Origin of the sequence: Ectopseudomonas khazarica, from assembly GCF_017915135.1 — a bacterium.
GTDB lineage: Bacteria > Pseudomonadota > Gammaproteobacteria > Pseudomonadales > Pseudomonadaceae > Aquipseudomonas > Aquipseudomonas khazarica.
The window spans coordinates 4531201-4546460 of sequence record NZ_CP068551.1 but is presented as its reverse complement, the minus strand read 5'-3'; the positions used below and the strand labels follow the sequence as shown (position 1 = coordinate 4546460).

General features: G+C 66.3%; 19 protein-coding genes and 1 riboswitch. Of the genes, 14 read left to right on the top strand and 5 right to left on the bottom strand.

The genetic code is table 11. The annotated features are described in order from the left end of the window. Positions 1-2: 2 nt before the first annotated feature. Positions 3-602, bottom strand: coding sequence for a DUF2796 domain-containing protein (locus JLK41_RS21415; RefSeq protein ID WP_210389781.1), 600 nt, complete (start codon positions 600-602; stop codon positions 3-5). A 113-nt stretch (positions 603-715) separates the two neighbouring features. Between JLK41_RS21415 and JLK41_RS21410 the strand changes: the two genes are divergently transcribed. Next, a complete protein-coding gene (locus JLK41_RS21410) occupies positions 716-1063 on the top strand; it encodes a hypothetical protein (protein ID WP_047584876.1) in 348 nt (115 codons plus the stop codon). Positions 1064-1135: 72 nt separating this feature from the next. Here JLK41_RS21410 and trxA read toward each other — a convergent pair whose 3' ends face one another. The 3 genes from trxA to JLK41_RS21395 are packed head-to-tail and all read right to left on the bottom strand — an operon-like array spanning position 1136 to position 3153. Further along, complete coding sequence (gene trxA / locus JLK41_RS21405) at positions 1136-2008, bottom strand: thioredoxin (RefSeq protein WP_047584874.1); 873 nt, start codon at positions 2006-2008, stop codon at positions 1136-1138. Positions 2009-2062: 54 nt separating this feature from the next. After that, positions 2063-2722 (bottom strand): class I SAM-dependent methyltransferase, encoded by a 660-nt coding sequence (locus JLK41_RS21400; protein WP_210389780.1) that lies wholly within the window; start codon positions 2720-2722, stop codon positions 2063-2065. Further along, positions 2719-3153 carry a hypothetical protein gene (locus tag JLK41_RS21395; RefSeq protein ID WP_210389779.1) on the bottom strand — a complete coding sequence of 145 codons (435 nt, stop codon included), beginning with the start codon at positions 3151-3153 and terminating at the stop codon, positions 2719-2721. Before JLK41_RS21395 ends, JLK41_RS21400 begins: the two co-directional genes overlap by 4 nt. A gap of 101 nt (positions 3154-3254) precedes the next feature. Here JLK41_RS21395 and nrdR point away from each other — a divergent pair, with 101 nt between their 5' ends. The 13 genes from nrdR (at position 3255) to JLK41_RS21330 (ending at position 13131) form a co-directional block, all read left to right on the top strand. Continuing rightward, entirely contained in the window at positions 3255-3719 is a 465-nt protein-coding gene (gene nrdR, locus JLK41_RS21390) for a transcriptional regulator NrdR (RefSeq protein WP_037055795.1), read from the top strand. Then, positions 3719-4837 (top strand): bifunctional diaminohydroxyphosphoribosylaminopyrimidine deaminase/5-amino-6-(5-phosphoribosylamino)uracil reductase RibD, encoded by a 1119-nt coding sequence (ribD, locus tag JLK41_RS21385; RefSeq protein ID WP_150606701.1) that lies wholly within the window; start codon positions 3719-3721, stop codon positions 4835-4837. The genes nrdR and ribD overlap by 1 nt, the downstream gene beginning before the upstream one ends. A 150-nt stretch (positions 4838-4987) precedes the next feature. After that, a riboswitch (FMN riboswitch) is annotated at positions 4988-5142 on the top strand. Positions 5143-5268: 126 nt separating this feature from the next. Further along, entirely contained in the window at positions 5269-5931 is a 663-nt protein-coding gene (locus tag JLK41_RS21380) for a riboflavin synthase (protein WP_037055799.1), read from the top strand. 11 nt (positions 5932-5942) lie between these two features. Next, positions 5943-7022, top strand: a complete 1080-nt coding sequence (gene ribBA, locus JLK41_RS21375) for a bifunctional 3,4-dihydroxy-2-butanone-4-phosphate synthase/GTP cyclohydrolase II (protein WP_134675796.1) — start codon at positions 5943-5945, stop codon at positions 7020-7022. Between the two features lie 258 nt (positions 7023-7280). Beyond that, positions 7281-7757 carry a 6,7-dimethyl-8-ribityllumazine synthase gene (gene ribH, locus JLK41_RS21370; RefSeq protein WP_012019761.1) on the top strand — a complete coding sequence of 159 codons (477 nt, stop codon included), beginning with the start codon at positions 7281-7283 and terminating at the stop codon, positions 7755-7757. Beyond that, a complete protein-coding gene (nusB, locus tag JLK41_RS21365; RefSeq protein WP_037055802.1) occupies positions 7754-8233 on the top strand; it encodes a transcription antitermination factor NusB in 480 nt (159 codons plus the stop codon). The genes ribH and nusB overlap by 4 nt, the downstream gene beginning before the upstream one ends. Before the next feature lie 45 nt (positions 8234-8278). Then, positions 8279-9232 (top strand): thiamine-phosphate kinase, encoded by a 954-nt coding sequence (thiL, locus tag JLK41_RS21360; RefSeq protein ID WP_037055804.1) that lies wholly within the window; start codon positions 8279-8281, stop codon positions 9230-9232. Positions 9233-9247: 15 nt separating this feature from the next. Then, entirely contained in the window at positions 9248-9775 is a 528-nt protein-coding gene (locus JLK41_RS21355) for a phosphatidylglycerophosphatase A family protein (RefSeq protein WP_037055806.1), read from the top strand. Positions 9776-9784: 9 nt separating this feature from the next. Continuing rightward, complete coding sequence (locus JLK41_RS21350; RefSeq protein ID WP_037055809.1) at positions 9785-10519, top strand: substrate-binding periplasmic protein; 735 nt, start codon at positions 9785-9787, stop codon at positions 10517-10519. A gap of 18 nt (positions 10520-10537) precedes the next feature. Beyond that, positions 10538-11182, top strand: coding sequence for a retropepsin-like aspartic protease family protein (locus JLK41_RS21345; protein ID WP_179554963.1), 645 nt, complete (start codon positions 10538-10540; stop codon positions 11180-11182). Positions 11183-11306: 124 nt separating this feature from the next. Then, entirely contained in the window at positions 11307-11927 is a 621-nt protein-coding gene (gene ribA / locus JLK41_RS21340) for a GTP cyclohydrolase II (protein ID WP_210389778.1), read from the top strand. Beyond that, a complete protein-coding gene (locus JLK41_RS21335; protein ID WP_152489688.1) occupies positions 11924-12337 on the top strand; it encodes an MFS transporter in 414 nt (137 codons plus the stop codon). Before ribA ends, JLK41_RS21335 begins: the two co-directional genes overlap by 4 nt. Then, positions 12337-13131 carry a cobalamin-binding protein gene (locus JLK41_RS21330; protein WP_134675793.1) on the top strand — a complete coding sequence of 265 codons (795 nt, stop codon included), beginning with the start codon at positions 12337-12339 and terminating at the stop codon, positions 13129-13131. Before JLK41_RS21335 ends, JLK41_RS21330 begins: the two co-directional genes overlap by 1 nt. 204 nt (positions 13132-13335) lie before the next feature. On the opposite strand, the gene JLK41_RS21325 is transcribed toward JLK41_RS21330, so the two are convergent. After that, positions 13336-15201: a TonB-dependent receptor domain-containing protein gene (locus tag JLK41_RS21325; RefSeq protein WP_210389777.1), complete on the bottom strand. Its 1866-nt coding sequence runs from the start codon at positions 15199-15201 to the stop codon at positions 13336-13338. Between the last annotated feature and the right edge of the window lie 59 nt (positions 15202-15260).

Sequence of the window (15260 nt, the reverse complement as noted above, 5' to 3'; positions counted from 1 at the left end):
CGTCAGAAACTCAGGCGCGGTTGTGCCGGTGTCAGTTGCATCCCTTGCTGGCCGTTCGGGCCGATCAGTTGTACCTGAATCTTCTCGGTCGCGGGGAAACGCTTGAACAGTTCGCTGAGATCCAGTTGCTGCAATTTGGCGCTGTTGGCGCATTCGAAGCGATAGAAGGCCTGGATATCGCTGTGCTCGCCTTCATGCTCATGATGCTCGTGCTCGTGCTCGTGCTCGTGCTCGTGCTCGTGCTCGTGGTCCGCGTCGCCGAACAACGGGCTTTCCAGCTCCACCTCGCGGGTCTTGCAGTCACCGCTGGCCAGGGCGAACAGGCCGATGGGCTGTTCCAGCTCACGCCTCGTTGCCGCGACCTTGGCTTTGTCGGCCTCGCTCTTGGCGGCATGCTCGAAACCGACCAGGTTCATGGCCGGGCTTTCCAGCTGCAGCTCCAGCAGGTTGCCGTCCAGTGCCACGTTCAGGCTGGCGACACCATGTTCATGGGCGCCCAGGCTGTCATGGGCGTGTTCGTCATGGTCATGGTCATGCTCGTGGGCCTGGGCGGCGACCAGGGGCAGCAGAGCGAAGGGCAGGGCGAGCAACAGGTGGCGCATGGGAGTCTCCGGCGTGAGGGCAATAAATTTGTTACGTTATAACAACTTTATTGCTCGGCTGGCCAGCCTGTCGTCGTCATGGGAGCATGGCGGCTTCGAATGGGAGGGTGAGTATGGTGCGTATCCGTGGGCGGATCGGGGATTGGCCAGTGGACCTGACGCTGGAGCTGGATGCCGAGGACTGGGCGCAGCTGGCGCAGCGTGTCGCCGTCGCGCCCGTCGCCGCTGAGGGGCCGTCAGCCGCCCCGGTCGAAGCGGCGGACGCCCTGTGGCAGACCGCATTGCAACTGGTGCGCGATGCCGGGCAGGTCGAAGGACCGAGGTTGCTGGCACAGTTGGCGGCGCTGGCAGGGGGCGAGGCCGCGGGCAAGCGCTTGCTGGTACGCCTGCGCCACTGCGAGCAGATTCGCATGGAGACCGGTGCGGATGCGCCGATCTATCACTGGCAAGAGCAGCGGTAAGCTACAAGCTGTAGGAAGACGTATGGCTCCTGATTCCGCTTGCAGCTTGAGACTTGCCGCTTGCAGCTGCTCTCAGTAGATCGCCTGGTACAGCTTGCGGCGGTAGGCGGTGACCAGCGGATGGTCGCCGCCGAGCAGGTCGAACACCTGTAGCAGGGTCTTGTGCGGCAGGCCGTCCTGGTAGCTGCGGTTGCGCACGAACAGCCTGAGCAGGGCGTCCAGCGCGGCCTCGTACTGCTGGCGGGCCAGTTGCTGCACCGCCAGCTGGTACACCGCTTCGTCATCCTCCGCGTTCTGTGCCAGGCGGCTCTTCAGGGTGGCCACTTCCGGCAGGTCGGCAGCCTGGCGCAGGAAGGTCAGCTGGGCCTTGGCGCCAGCCAGAGCCTGCTTGTGCTCGTCGCCTTTCACGGCGTTGAGCACGGCTTCGGCTTCACCCAGCTCACCGCGTTCGGCCAGGCAACGGGCGTAGAGAATCAGGGCGGCAGCATGCTCGTTGTCCTCGGTCAGCACCTGCTTGAGCAGGGCCTCGGCCTCGGCGAAACGGCCCTCGCTGAACAGCGCCTGGGCGGCCTCCATGGGGTCGGCGGCGGCGGGCGCCGGCTCGGCCACGTGCGGCTTGAGCATTTCCCGAATCGCCGCTTCCGGCTGGGCACCGGCGAAGCCGTCCACCGGCTGGCCGTCCTTGAACAGCACCACGGTCGGCAGGCTGCGGATACCGAAGCGCATGACGATGTCCTGCTCGATATCGCAGTTGACCTTGGCCAGCAGCAACTCGCCGGCATATTCCTCGGTGATCTTCGCCAGCATCGGCATCAGCGCCTTGCAGGGCGCGCACCACTCGGCCCAGAAGTCCACCAGCACCGGTTTGTGGAAGGAGTTCTCGATGACCAGTTGCTCGAAGCTGGCAGCGCCGGAAATGTCGAAGATGTAAGGGGAGTCGCTCATGTTCGGTCTCGCAAGGGCAGGCAATGCTCTATTAATGCGGGCGGTGAGGCCCGGTTACAAGGGGCGGGTCGCGTGGTACAGGCTGACCTCACGGAACTCGGCGGGCTCGGCCAGATCCGGCCAGGTACAGCCATCGAGCAGCGCCAGGCGTCGATAGAGCGGGTGCTGGAAGTCCTTGACCCGTGAATCGGCCACCAGGGCCTGGCGCCCGCGATTGAGGAAATGATCGAGCAGTGGCAGGTTGGCGCGGTCGTAGAGTACGTCGGCGACCAGGATCAGGTCGAAGCGATCCGCTTCGGCGAAGAAGTCCGCCGAGTAGCTGAGCGTCACCCCGTTGAGCGCGGCGTTGGCGCGGCAGGCGGCCAGCGCCAGCGAGTCGAGGTCGCAGGCCACCACCTCCGCAGCCCCGGCCTTGGCCGCCGCGATGGCGGCGACGCCTGAGCCGGCGCCAAAGTCCAGCACGCGCTTGCCGCGCACCCACTCGGGACGTTCGGCCAGCCAGCGCGCCAGCACCAGGCCGCTGGCCCAGCAGAAGCACCAGTAGGGCGGTTCCTCGAGGATGCGCCGGGTCTCTTCGGCGTTGAAGGCTCGGTCCATGTTGCTGGCATCGATCAGCCACAGGGCGATCTCGCTGCCGGGCAGCGTTTTGGCGACCAGGCGGGCGTCGCCGAGCAGTTCGCCGAGGGCCTGTTGCAAAGCCTGTGGGGCGTTCATGGTGCCGGTACCAGGTGCAGGGGGCCGAGGTCCTGGTCGTGCAGGTGGGTGATGGCGCGTGCCGGCAGGCGCTGCACCAGGCGCCCGGCCTGGCTGACGCGGCCACGCAGTTCCACGCGCTGCGTCTGGCTGGGCGGCACGACGTTCAGCGGCAGGTGGAACGGCAGCGCCTGGCCGTCGCCCCGCAGGTGCGTCTGCCCGAGCAGTGCGCTCGGCCGCCCGCTGAGGTCGATGGCCAGCAGCGCCAGCTCCACATCGGCACCCTGAGCGACGCCCAGCAGTTGCCCGCGCAGGCCGGGTGTTGGCGTGGCGACGCTGGCGGGAGGCGCGTCCGTCTCGGGGGCGGGGACCGGCACTGCCGGATGCTCGCTGGCGCAAGCGACCAGCAGGCCGCTCAGGGCCAGAACTAAGGGGTTGCGGTAGCGGGTCATCACATCCTCGATATCTCGTACGGGCGCCCCTATAGCTTAATTTGTCTTGCTGCCTCTATGCGCTACCATGGCGCCTTTGCCGCCATCAGCCCGCGCCTGCCATGCACTGTCCGTTCTGTGATGCCAACGACACCAAGGTCATCGATTCCCGTCTGGTCGCCGAGGGCGACCAGGTTCGCCGCCGTCGCGAATGCGTGGCCTGCGGTGAGCGCTTTACCACCTTCGAAACCGCCGAACTGGTGATGCCGCGCCTGATCAAGCAGGACGGCAGCCGGCAGCCGTTCGACGAGGAAAAGCTGCGTGCCGGCATGCAGCGTGCGCTGGAGAAGCGTCCGGTCAGCGTCGAGCGGCTGGAAGAGGCCATCGCCCGTATCAAGCAGCAACTGCGTGCCACCGGCGAGCGTGAAGTGAAGTCGCTGGTGCTCGGCGAGCTGGTGATGAGCGAGCTGAGCAAGCTCGACGAGGTGGCCTACATCCGCTTCGCGTCGGTCTATCGACGCTTCCAGGACCTCAACGAGTTCCGCGAAGAAATCGAGCGCCTGGCTCGTGAGCCGTCGAAAAGCTGATGAGCGAGCGCGATCATCTGTTCATGGCGCGGGCACTGAAGCTGGCGCGCAAGGGGCTTTACTCCACTCATCCCAACCCACGGGTCGGCTGTGTCATCGTGCAGGACGGGCGGATCGTCGGCGAGGGCTGGCATGCCCGTGCCGGCGAGCCTCACGCCGAGGTGCACGCGTTGCGCCAGGCCGGCGACAAGGCGCGCGGTGCCACGGCCTACGTCACGCTGGAACCCTGCAGCCACCATGGGCGCACGCCGCCCTGCGCCGACGGGCTGATCGCCGCTGGCGTCGGCCGGGTCGTGGCGGCCATGCAGGACCCCAACCCGCAAGTGGCAGGCAACGGTCTGCGGCGTCTGGCCGAGGCGGGTATCGCGGTCAGTTGCGGTGTGCTGGAGAGCGAGGCGCGGGCGCTGAATGCCGGCTTCATCAAACGCATGGAGCAGGGCTTGCCGTTCGTTCGGGTCAAGCTGGCGATGAGTCTGGACGGGCGCACGGCCATGGCCAGTGGCGAGAGCCAGTGGATCACCGGACCGTCGGCGCGCGCCGAGGTGCAGCGCCTGCGCGCGCAGGCCAGCGTGGTGCTGAGCGGCGCCGATACGCTGCTGGCCGATGACGCGCGGCTGACCGTACGCGCCGACGAACTGGGCCTGGGCGCGGAGCTGACGGCGCTGGCGCAGCGTCGTCCGCCGCTGCGCGTGCTGGTCGACGGGCGTCTGCGGGTGCCGCTGAGCAAGGCATTCTTCCAGGTCGGCCCGGCGCTGGTGGCGACCTGCGCCGCCGCCACCGCGCGCGATCGTTATCTCGCCGAAGGGCATGAGCTGCTGGCCGTGCCCGGCAGCAATGGTCATGTCGACCTGCGCAAGCTGTTGCTGGAGCTGGCGGCGCGCGGTGTCAACGAGGTCCTGGTCGAGGCCGGGCCGCGTCTCGCCGGCGCCTTCGCGCGGGCCGGGCTGGTGGATGAGTACCGCATCTTCATGGCCCCCAAACTGCTGGGCTCCAGCGCGCGCCCGCTGCTCGAACTGCCGCTCAACCGCATGGCCGAGGCGCCGCAGTTGAAGATCCTGGATATCCGTGCGGTGGGCGACGACTGGCAAGTCACGGCCGTTCCCGAGCGCCAGCCTTAGGCGGCGAGCCCGTTCCACGCCTGGCTGGAATGCGCGCTCGGCGCCTGTGCGGGGCCTGCCTGGGCAGCACGTGGGCGTCCACGAGCGGGCGCTCTGTAGCCGGCAGCGGCTTCGTTATGGTAAAACGCCACGCGGCCATTCGCTTGGCCGCAACGTTCTCAGGGCGGGGCGCAATTCCCCACCGGCGGTAATGGTTCGCAGAACCTAGCCCGCGAGCGCTCGCCACGGCACCTGCCGTGCGAGGTCCAGCAGACCCGGTGCGATTCCGGGGCCGACGGTATAGTCCGGATAAAGAGAGAGCGGGATTCCCTCCACGGGCGCCTCGTGCGTGTCCGCGAAATCCCTATCGATCGGCATTGCCCTGTTTTTGACCAAAACAGGAGTTCGTCCATGCTGTTCAGCACCACCTTCAACGTGAAACCGGAGGGCGCATGTTCACCGGCATAATCGAAGCCATCGGCAGCATCCGCGCCATGACGCCCAAGGGCGGCGACGTGCGCGTTTACGTGGCCACCGGCAAGCTCGACCTCGGCGACGTCAAGCTCGGCGACAGCATCGCCGTCAACGGCGTCTGTCTGACCGCCGTGGAACTCCCTGGCGACGGCTTCTGGGCCGACGTCAGCCGCGAGACCCTGGCGCGTACCGCCTTCGTCGACCTGAAGCCCGGCAGCGCCGTCAACCTGGAAAAGGCGCTGACGCCTACCAGCCGCCTTGGCGGGCATCTGGTCAGCGGTCATGTCGACGGTGTCGGCGAGATCGTCGCCCGCGCCGATAACGCCCGCGCCGTGCAGTTCAAGGTGCGCGCGCCGCGCGAGCTGGCCAAGTACATCGCGCACAAGGGCTCGATCACCGTCGACGGCACCAGCCTGACCGTCAACGCGGTCGACGGCGCCGAGTTCGAGCTGACCATCGTCCCGCATACCCTGGCCGAGACCATCATGGTCGACTACCAGGCCGGGCGTAAGGTCAACCTCGAGGTGGACCTGCTGGCGCGTTACCTGGAGCGCCTGCTGCTCGGCGACAAGGCCGCCGAACCCAAGGCCTCGGGCCTGACCGAAAGCTTTCTCGCCGAACACGGCTACCTGAACAAGTGAGATGCGCCATCATGGCCCTGAATACCGCTGAAGAACTGATCGAAGACATCCGCGCCGGCAAGATGGTCATCCTCATGGATGACGAGGACCGCGAGAACGAAGGCGACATCATCATCGCCTCCGAGTGCGTCACGGCCGAGCACATCAACTTCATGGCCCGCTTCGCCCGTGGCCTGATCTGCATGCCGATGACCCGCGAGCGCTGCGAGTTGCTCAACCTGCCGCTGATGGCACCGCGCAACGGTTCCGGTTTCGGCACCAAGTTCACCGTCTCCATCGAGGCCGCCGAAGGCGTGACCACCGGCATCTCCGCAGCCGACCGCGCTCGTACCGTGCAGGCCGCGGTGGCCCGCAGCGCCGTGGCCGAGGACATCGTCAGCCCCGGTCACATCTTCCCGCTGATGGCGCAGCCCGGTGGGGTGCTGGCGCGTGCCGGCCACACCGAGGCGGCCTGCGACCTGGCGCGCATGGGCGGGTTCGAACCGAGCGGCGTGATCTGCGAGATCATGAACGAAGACGGCACCATGGCGCGTCGTCCGGAACTGGAGAAGTTCGCCGAGGAGCACGCTCTCAAGATCGGCACCATCGCCGACCTGATCCACTATCGCCTGATCCACGAGCGCACCGTCGAGCGCATCAGCGAGCAACCGCTGGACACCGAGCTGGGCCAGTTCAACCTGGTGACCTACCGCGATGGCGTGGAGAACACGGCGCACATGGCGCTGACCCTGGGCACCATCTGTGCCGAGGAACCGACCCTGGTGCGGGTGCACAACATGGACCCGCTGCGTGACCTGTTCATGGTCAATCAGCCGGGGCGCTGGAGCATGCGTGCGGCCATGGCCGAGGTCGCCAAGGCTGGTAGCGGTGTGGTGCTGCTGCTGGGCAACCCGATGACCGGGCCGGAACTGCTGGCGCTGATCAGTCGCCAGCAGCCTGCCAATCCGGCGACCTACAGCACCGTCGGTGCCGGTTCGCAGATCCTGCGTGATCTCGGCGTGCGCAAGATGCGCCTGATGAGCTCACCGATGAAGTTCAACGCGATATCCGGCTTCGATCTCGAGGTTGTAGAATACCTGCCGGCTAAATAAGAAGCGGCTCGACAGAGCCGCATCCGATGACCCTCTCCCTCTGGGGGAGGGTGCCCGCAGGGCGGGAGAGGGCTGCACCGCATGCCCTCTCCCACAGCCCCTCTCCCATGAATGGAAAGGGGAGCTAAGACTGGTAGCCCGGATGCAATCCGGGGACATCGGCACACTGGCTCCGGATGGCATCCGGGCTACGCTGATCAACGAATTCGTTTTCGGAGCGCACGACGCTCCGGCTCTTTAACCCATGTGAGACCTGTCATGACCCTGAAGACCATCGAAGGTACCTTCATCGCCCCCAAGGGCAAATACGCCCTGGTGGTAGGCCGTTTCAACAGCTTCGTCGTCGAGAGCCTGGTTAGCGGCGCCATCGATGCCCTGGTCCGCCACGGCGTGAGCGAGAGCGACATCACCATCATCCGCGCACCGGGTGCCTTCGAGATCCCGCTGGTCACCCAGAAGGTCGCCCAGCGTGGCGAGTACGCGGCCATCATCGCCCTTGGCGCGGTGATCCGTGGCGGTACTCCGCACTTCGAATACGTTGCCGGCGAGTGCACCAAGGGTCTGGCCCAGGTTTCCATGGAATACGGCGTGCCGGTCGCCTTTGGCGTGCTGACCGTCGACTCCATCGAACAAGCCATCGAACGTTCCGGCACCAAAGCGGGTAACAAGGGTGCCGAAGCTGCGCTGTCTGCCCTGGAAATGGTCAGCCTGCTGGCGCAGTTGGAGGCCAAGTGAGCAATTCCGCTAACGGCCAGCCGGCCAAGAAGGGTCCGAGCGGCAAGATCCTCGCGCGTCGCGAGGCTCGTACCCTGGCCATGCAGGCCCTGTACTCCTGGCATATCGCCGGGCAGCCGCTGAACGAGATCGAAGCGCAGTTTCGCGTCGACAACGACTTCAGCAAGGTCGATGGCGCCTACTTCCACGAGATCCTGCACGGCGTGCCGCGGCAGAAGACCGAACTGGACGAGGCCTTCACGCCGCTGCTCGACCGCCCGCTGGAAGAGATCGATCCGGTCGAACTGGCCATCCTGCGGCTGTCCACCTACGAGCTGAAGAACCGCGTTGACGTCCCCTACAAGGTGGTGATCAACGAGGGGATCGAGCTGGCCAAGGTGTTCGGTGCCACCGACGGGCACAAGTTCGTCAACGGCATCCTCGACAAGCTCGCACCCAAGCTGCGTGCCGCCGAAGTCAACGCCAACAAGCGCTGATCATGACGCTGGCAGTGGCTCGGGCGCGCCCATGGGGAATGCACTGTGGGTGAGTTCGAGCTGATCCGCCGCTACTTCGCCAGCGCCCTGTGTGCCCGACAGGGTGATGGCGTGGTGCGCGGCATCGGTGATGACTGCGCGCTGCTGAGCGTGCCTGCTGGCGAACAGCTGGCGATCTCCACCGACACGCTGGTTGCCGGGGTGCACTTCCCCGAGGCCTGCGATGCCTTCCTGCTCGGCCAGCGCGCGCTGGCCGTGTCTGCCAGTGACCTGGCCGCCATGGGCGCTACGCCACTGGCGTTCACCCTCGCCATCACCCTGCCGGATGCCAGCGATGCCTGGCTGGCCGACTTCGCCCGTGGCCTGCAGGCCATGGCGCAGGACTGCGCGCTGGCGCTGGTCGGTGGCGACACCACGCGCGGCCCGCTGAGCCTGACACTGACCGTGTTCGGTCGTGTGCCGGCCGGGCAGGCGCTGCTGCGCAGTGGCGCACAGGTCGGCGACCTGCTCTGCGTGGGCGGTGAACTGGGCGATGCCGCCGGTGCCTTGCCGCTGGTGCTCGGGCAGCGCGAGGCGGAGGACGACAGTGGCGCAGCGTTGCTGGCCCGCTACTGGTCACCGCAGCCGCAGCTGGCCCTCGGTCAGGCGCTGCGCGGGCGTGCCACGGCGGCGCTGGATATCTCCGATGGCTTGCTCGCCGATTGCGGACACATCGCCAGCGCGTCGCAGGTCGCCTTGCAGATCGAGCTGGAGCGGCTGCCATTGTCGGCGCCGCTGCGTGCTTTCGCCGGCGAGCAGCAGGCGCGGGTCTGCGCGCTCAGTGGTGGCGACGACTACCGCCTGGCCTTTACCCTACCGCCAGCCTTGTTCGACGAGCTGCAGGCAGACTGGCCCGAGGTACGGGCCATCGGCCGCGTGCTGGCGGGCAGTGGCGTGCAGTTGCTGGATGCGAACGGCCAGCCCATCGAGTCGCCACGCGGCGGCTACCAACATTTCTGACAGGACGGAGTGCGCGTGACCGATCACCCCAACCAGGTTCCCGCCGAATACGTGCCGCCCTCGGTATGGCGCAATCCCTGGCATTTCATCGCCTTCGGCTTCGGCTCCGGAACCCTGCCCAAGGCGCCCGGAACCTGGGGCTCGCTGGTGGCGCTGCCGTTCGTGCCGCTGTGGCAGATGCTGCCCGACTGGGGCTACTGGCTGATGCTCGGGGTGACCATGCTGTTCGGCTTCTGGCTGTGCGGCAAGGTCGCCGACGACCTGCGTGTGCATGACCACGAGGGCATCGTCTGGGACGAAATGGTCGGCATGTGGATCACCCTCTGGCTGGTGCCCGAGGGTTGGCTCTGGTTGCTGCTAGGCTTTCTCATGTTCCGCCTGTTCGACATCGTCAAACCCTGGCCGATCCGCTGGATCGACCGCCACGTGCACGGTGGTGTGGGCATCATGCTCGACGACATCATCGCCGGGGTGTTCGCCTGGCTGGCCATGCAGGGGCTGGTCTGGGGCTGGGACAGGTATGGGGCCGTGCTGGGTTTCTGAGGGGCTGCGATGCGGATTAGACACGGATGGCTGTGCCTGCTGCTGATGCTGGGCAGCATGACCTGCGCCCAGGCTCGGGATGATCTGCCGCACGAGATACGTCTGGCCAGCGAGGTCTGGGAGGCGTACACCGAGGCGGATGGTACGGGCCTGGGCTGGGACATCATGCGCAAGGTCTTCGAGCCGGAGGGCGTGAGCCTGGCCATCCACAGCGTGCCCTACACCCGTTCGGTGGGGCTGGTGCAACGCAACGAGGCGGATGCCTGGGTCGGCTCCTACCGCGATGAGGTCGAGGACAGGGTGTTCTACCCCAAGCACCATTACGACACCGACCGTATCGTCGCGCTGAGCCTCGAGGACAAGCCGGTGCCGACGCTGGAGAGCCTCGGCCAGTACCGGCTGGTCTGGGTGCGTGGCTACGAATATCAGGAATATCTGCCGAATGTGCACGATTACCGGGAAGTGCAGCGGCGTGGCGGTATTCTCGGCATGCTCGACCTCGGGCATGCGGACTTCTACATCGATGCGCGTCCCGAGGCCGAGTACGTGCTCAAGGCTGCCAGCCATCCGGAGCGTTATCGCCTGACCGAGCTGACCCGCCTGCCGTTGTTCCTCGGCTTTGCCGACACGCCGCGTGGTCACGCCCTGGCCGAGCTGTATGACCGGCGCATGGCCGCGCTGATCGCCAGTGGCGAGCTGCGGCCGATCTTCACGCACTGGCATCAACCTTACCCATTCGACTGAGCCGGGAGACCACTGCTCATGCTGCTACGCCACTGTCTTGTCGCCCTCGTGCTGTCGTGCTCGGGCCTTGCCTGGGCTGCTTCGCAGGTGCAGGTGGTCGGCCTGTTTCCGGGGGCGGCGGTGCTCAACGTCGATGGTCAGCGCAAGATGGTGCGCGTCGGGCAGACCGGCCCGGGCGGCGTCCAGGTGGTCAACGTCGACAAGCAGGGTGCGCTGCTGCGCGTGGACGGGGTCGAACGCGTGTATCCGCTCAGTCGTGAATACAGCGCCGGGTTCGCCGAGCCGCTGCGCAAGCGCCTGAGCATCGCCAAGGGCATTGGCGGTCACTACTGGGTCGCAGGGTCGGTCAACGGCCAGACGATGCAGTTCCTGGTCGATACCGGTGCCACCAGCGTCGCGCTCAATGACGCGCATGCCAGGCGCCTGGGAATCGACTACCGGGTCTCCGGGCGCCCCCTGCAGGTCAGCACCGCCAGCGGCGTCACCCGTGGCTGGCGGGTGACGCTCGACCGGGTCAAGGTCGGCGATCTCGAGGTGCTTGGCGTCGAGGCCGTGGTGCTCGAGGGCAGCGCGCCCAGCGATGCCCTGCTGGGCATGAGCTTCCTCGGGCGGGTTGGCTGGCGCGAGGAGCAGGGCATGCTGGTGCTGGAGTCGAAGCACTGAGCCCTGCGCCGGGATAGTCGATCATTTCTCTCGATACTGATGATCGGCAATTCTGACTGACCTGCCAGCGGGGGCTGCTGATACAATGCCGGCCCTGTTTCGTACTCATTGCTAGGAGTATCCGGTGTCCGTCGTGTTTGTCGCCGCCTCCCAACTGCCCACCCCCTTCGGTGTGTTCACCATGCACGGCTTCCTCGATGAAGCGACCGGCAAGGAGCACGTCGCCCTGACCTTCGGCGAAGTGGCCGGCGGCGCACCGGTGCTGGGGCGGCTGCATTCCGAATGCCTGACCGGTGACGCCCTGTTCAGCCTGCGCTGCGACTGCGGGGCTCAGCTGCAGGCGGCATTGCAGGCCATCGCCAACGAAGGCCGTGGCGTGCTGCTCTATCTGCGTCAGGAAGGCCGTGGCATCGGCCTGCTGAACAAGATTCGCGCCTATGAGCTGCAGGACGGTGGCGCCGATACCGTTGAGGCCAACGAGCGCCTGGGCTTCGGTGCCGACCAGCGCGACTACGCGATCTGCCTGCCGATGCTCGAACACCTGGGCATCCAGAGCCTCAAGCTGATGACCAACAACCCGCGCAAGGTGAAAGCCCTGGGCGACATGGGCATCGCCGTGGATCACCGTGTGCCGCTGCAGATCGCGCACAACCCCTACAACAAGCGTTATCTCGCCACCAAGGCCGGCAAGCTCGGCCACATGCTGGGCAACCAGCACCAGGGCGAGACCGAGGAAAGCCTGTGACCCGAGGCCAGGTGAAGCGCCGCCTGGCGCTGGCCTGGTGGCGTCAGCTGGGCGTCGCACTGGCGCCGCTTGTCGTGTTCAACCTGCTGTTCGGCGGTGGGAGCACCACGGTGCTGACCATGCCGCTGTTCGTCGCCGGCCTGGCTTCGATGTTCGTCAGCCTGCCGCTGTTCGCCGCCTACAAGCGCGCCCTGGTGGCCACCGAGAAGGCCCTCGACAGCGATGACGAAGCGGCTGCCTGGCTGGAGCTGGATCGTGTGCGCCTGCGCGCGCTGCTCGCTGCCGCGTTGCCCGCCTGGATCGCGGCGCTGGCGGTACTCGCCGGGCTCGAGGCGATTCCCCTGATGCTGCTGGCGCTGTCGTCCATCGTGCTGCACTGTCTCTATCGCATTCCCCGCCAACTGGGCTGATGCGCGCGCTGCTGCTGACCCTGTGCGTGCTGGCGCTACCACTGCCGGCTGCCGAGCGGGTGATCAGCCTGGCGCCTTCGCTCAGCGAAATCATGCTCGACCTGGGCGCTGGCGACCGCCTGGTAGGTGTGCTCGAAGGGGAACAGCAGCCCGCCGGCGTGGCCCATCTGCCGACGGTCGGCCGTTATGGTCAGCTCGAATTCGAGCGCCTGCTGCAGCTCGCCCCCGACCTGATCCTGATCGCCCCGGGCAGCGTGCCGCCAGCACAGCAGGCGCAGTTGCAGCGTTTCGACATCCCGCTGCTGGTGATCGAACCGGCCCGTCTCGACCTGCTGGGTGATGCCTTCGTGCAGATTGGCCAGCGAGTAGGCCGGGCGGAGCAGGGCGAGCGCCTGGCCGCCGAGTTTCGCGAGCGGCTGGCGGCGCTGCGTCAGCGCTATCGGCGCGAACGACCGCTGGCGGTGTTCTATCAGATCTGGCATCAGCCGCTGTACACCATCGGTGGCGAACAGTTGATCGGCGATGCGCTGCAGGTGTGCGGCGCACGGAACCTCTTCGCCGAGCTGCCGCAGCCTGCGCCACAGGTCAGCGTGGAGGCCGTGCTGGCGCGCGATCCGGACATCATCCTGGGCGGCAGCAATGCCGAACTGAGCGCCTGGCAGGCCTGGCCGCAGCTGCATGCCGTGCGCCAGGGCCAGGTATGGACGGTGCCGGACAAGGGCCTGGAACGGCCCAGTCTGCAGATGCTCGGGGCGATCGAGCAGTTGTGCGAGCGGATGGCCGGGGCGCGTTAGTGCCACGGGACGTGCAGTGCTTTCGCAGGCAGGCTTGGCCGCCTGTGGATGTTGCTGGCGTGGGTTGCGCTCGATGTGGCGCTAACCCACCACCGCTGCCATGCGTTCCATCGCTGGTGGGTTACGCGGCGCTCCCGTTCATCGGCGCTTGCCAGATAGGCGTTCGGCGCCGCTAACCCACCCTACGCGAGCAGTGCATCGACATCAGATCTGCGGCGTCCAGGTTACGGCGAACAGTGCGGTGCGTCCGGCACTGTTGTAGCCGAAGCGCCCGTTGGGCGTGCTGTACGTGGCTTCTGCGTAGTCCCGGTCCAGCAGGTTATCCAGCTTCAGGCTCAGCCCCAGTTCCTGGGTGGCCTGCCAGGCTGCGCGCAGGCTGAGCAGGCCGTAGCCGCTCATCCTGATCTGGTTCTCGGCATCGTCGTAACGACCACTGAGCGCACGCCAGCCAGCGCCAATCGACACGTCACCGAAGCGGCGGTCGATATCCAGCGTCAGCGTGCGTTTGGCGCGACGTTGCAGGGTATGACCGCTGTCGCGATCGCGCGGGTCGATCAGGGCCAGGGCCAGGTTGCCTTGCCAGCCGAACAGTTCCTGCTGCACTGCGGCCTCGAAACCATTGATCCGGGCAGTCTGGACGTTCTGCGGAATGAAGTTCTCGTCCAGAACGATGGCATCTTCGATCTCGGTTCGGTAAACGGAGGCCTGCAGCGAGCCTGTGTCGCTGTACCGGCTGCGCCATTGCAGTTCGTAGCTCCTGGAGCGTTCCGGGGTGAGCTCGGGGTTAGCGCTGGGGAAACACATGCTGCCGAAGCAGAAGTCCGGGTAATACAGGTCATTGAAGGTTGGCGCGCGGAAGCCTTCGCTATACGACAGAATCAGATCGTGGGCGTTGCCCAGCGGCAGAGTCAGTGCCGCATTCCAGGTGTTTTCGTCGCCGAACTGCTGGTTGTCGTCATGGCGCAAGCCGATCTCGGTGGAAAAGTTTTCCCCGCTATAACGATGCTGGATGAAGGCTGCGCGGTTCCAGCGCGAATCCTCGACGAAGTCCGTGGTGCCCTGGGCTCGATCCTCGTACCAGTCCAAGCCCAGCAGCAACTGATGGTTCTCGGTGAGTGTCAGCGTGTTCAGCCAGTTGGCGGCGTCACGGTATGTGTTGAACTGGCTGACTGAACCACCCGGTTGATCATTGCCGCTATCGCGTTTGTCTTCGCTGTGGCCCAGCTCCAGGCGACTGCTCCAGCTATCGCTGAGCTGTGCGTCGATGAAGCCGGAAGCACTGCTGAGCAGGTAGTCGGTAGTCGGCAGCGAGCCGCTGAAGACATCGTCGTACTCCACCTGGCCACGCTGGTCGAGCAGGTTGAAACCGATCTGCAGGCTGTCATCGAAGCGGTGCGACAGACTCAGGCTCAGTGAGCGGTTGCGGTAGGCATCGTCGTCGCCATTGGCGCCGAAACCGTCGCGGGTCGCGTCGATACCGGCCGTCTCGTCCAGTGCAGCGCCCAGGTGAAAGCGGGTGCGCTCATCGCCACCGGAAAGACCAAGGCTGCGCTGGTAGGTACTGTCGCTGCCGGCTGCCAGGCGCACGTAAGGGGCGAGCCCCTGGTCATCGCCCTTGCGCGTGAAAATCTGTATCACCCCACCGATGGCATCGGAGCCGTAGAGTGCCGAACGGGCGCCACGCACGACCTCGATACGCTCGATCTGCTCGGGGGCGAGAAATTCCAGGCTGCTGGTACCACTGGATGCCGCGGCGATGCGTTGGCCATCGACCAGCACCAGCGTTTGTGCCGTGCTGGTGCCGCGCAGAAACACGCCCGTCTGGCTGCCAGTACCGCCAGTGCGGACGACGCTAAGACCGGGAACGCGCTGCAGCAGCTCTGCAACGCTGCTGACCTGCAAACGCTCGATATCCGCTCGCTCGAACACGGTGCTGGCCGCCGTGGCCTGGGCTTGTGGTTCGGGCATGCGGCCCGAGGTGATGACCAGGGGCTCGGCCACGTAGGGTTCGCTGGCCAGTGACAGGCCAGGCAGGACGGCAATGGCCAGGGCCAGGCGAGACGCTCTCATGATGATTTCCTCAAGGTCGGCAGACTTTCGAGGAGGACAGCAGCCAGCGCGTGGGCGGC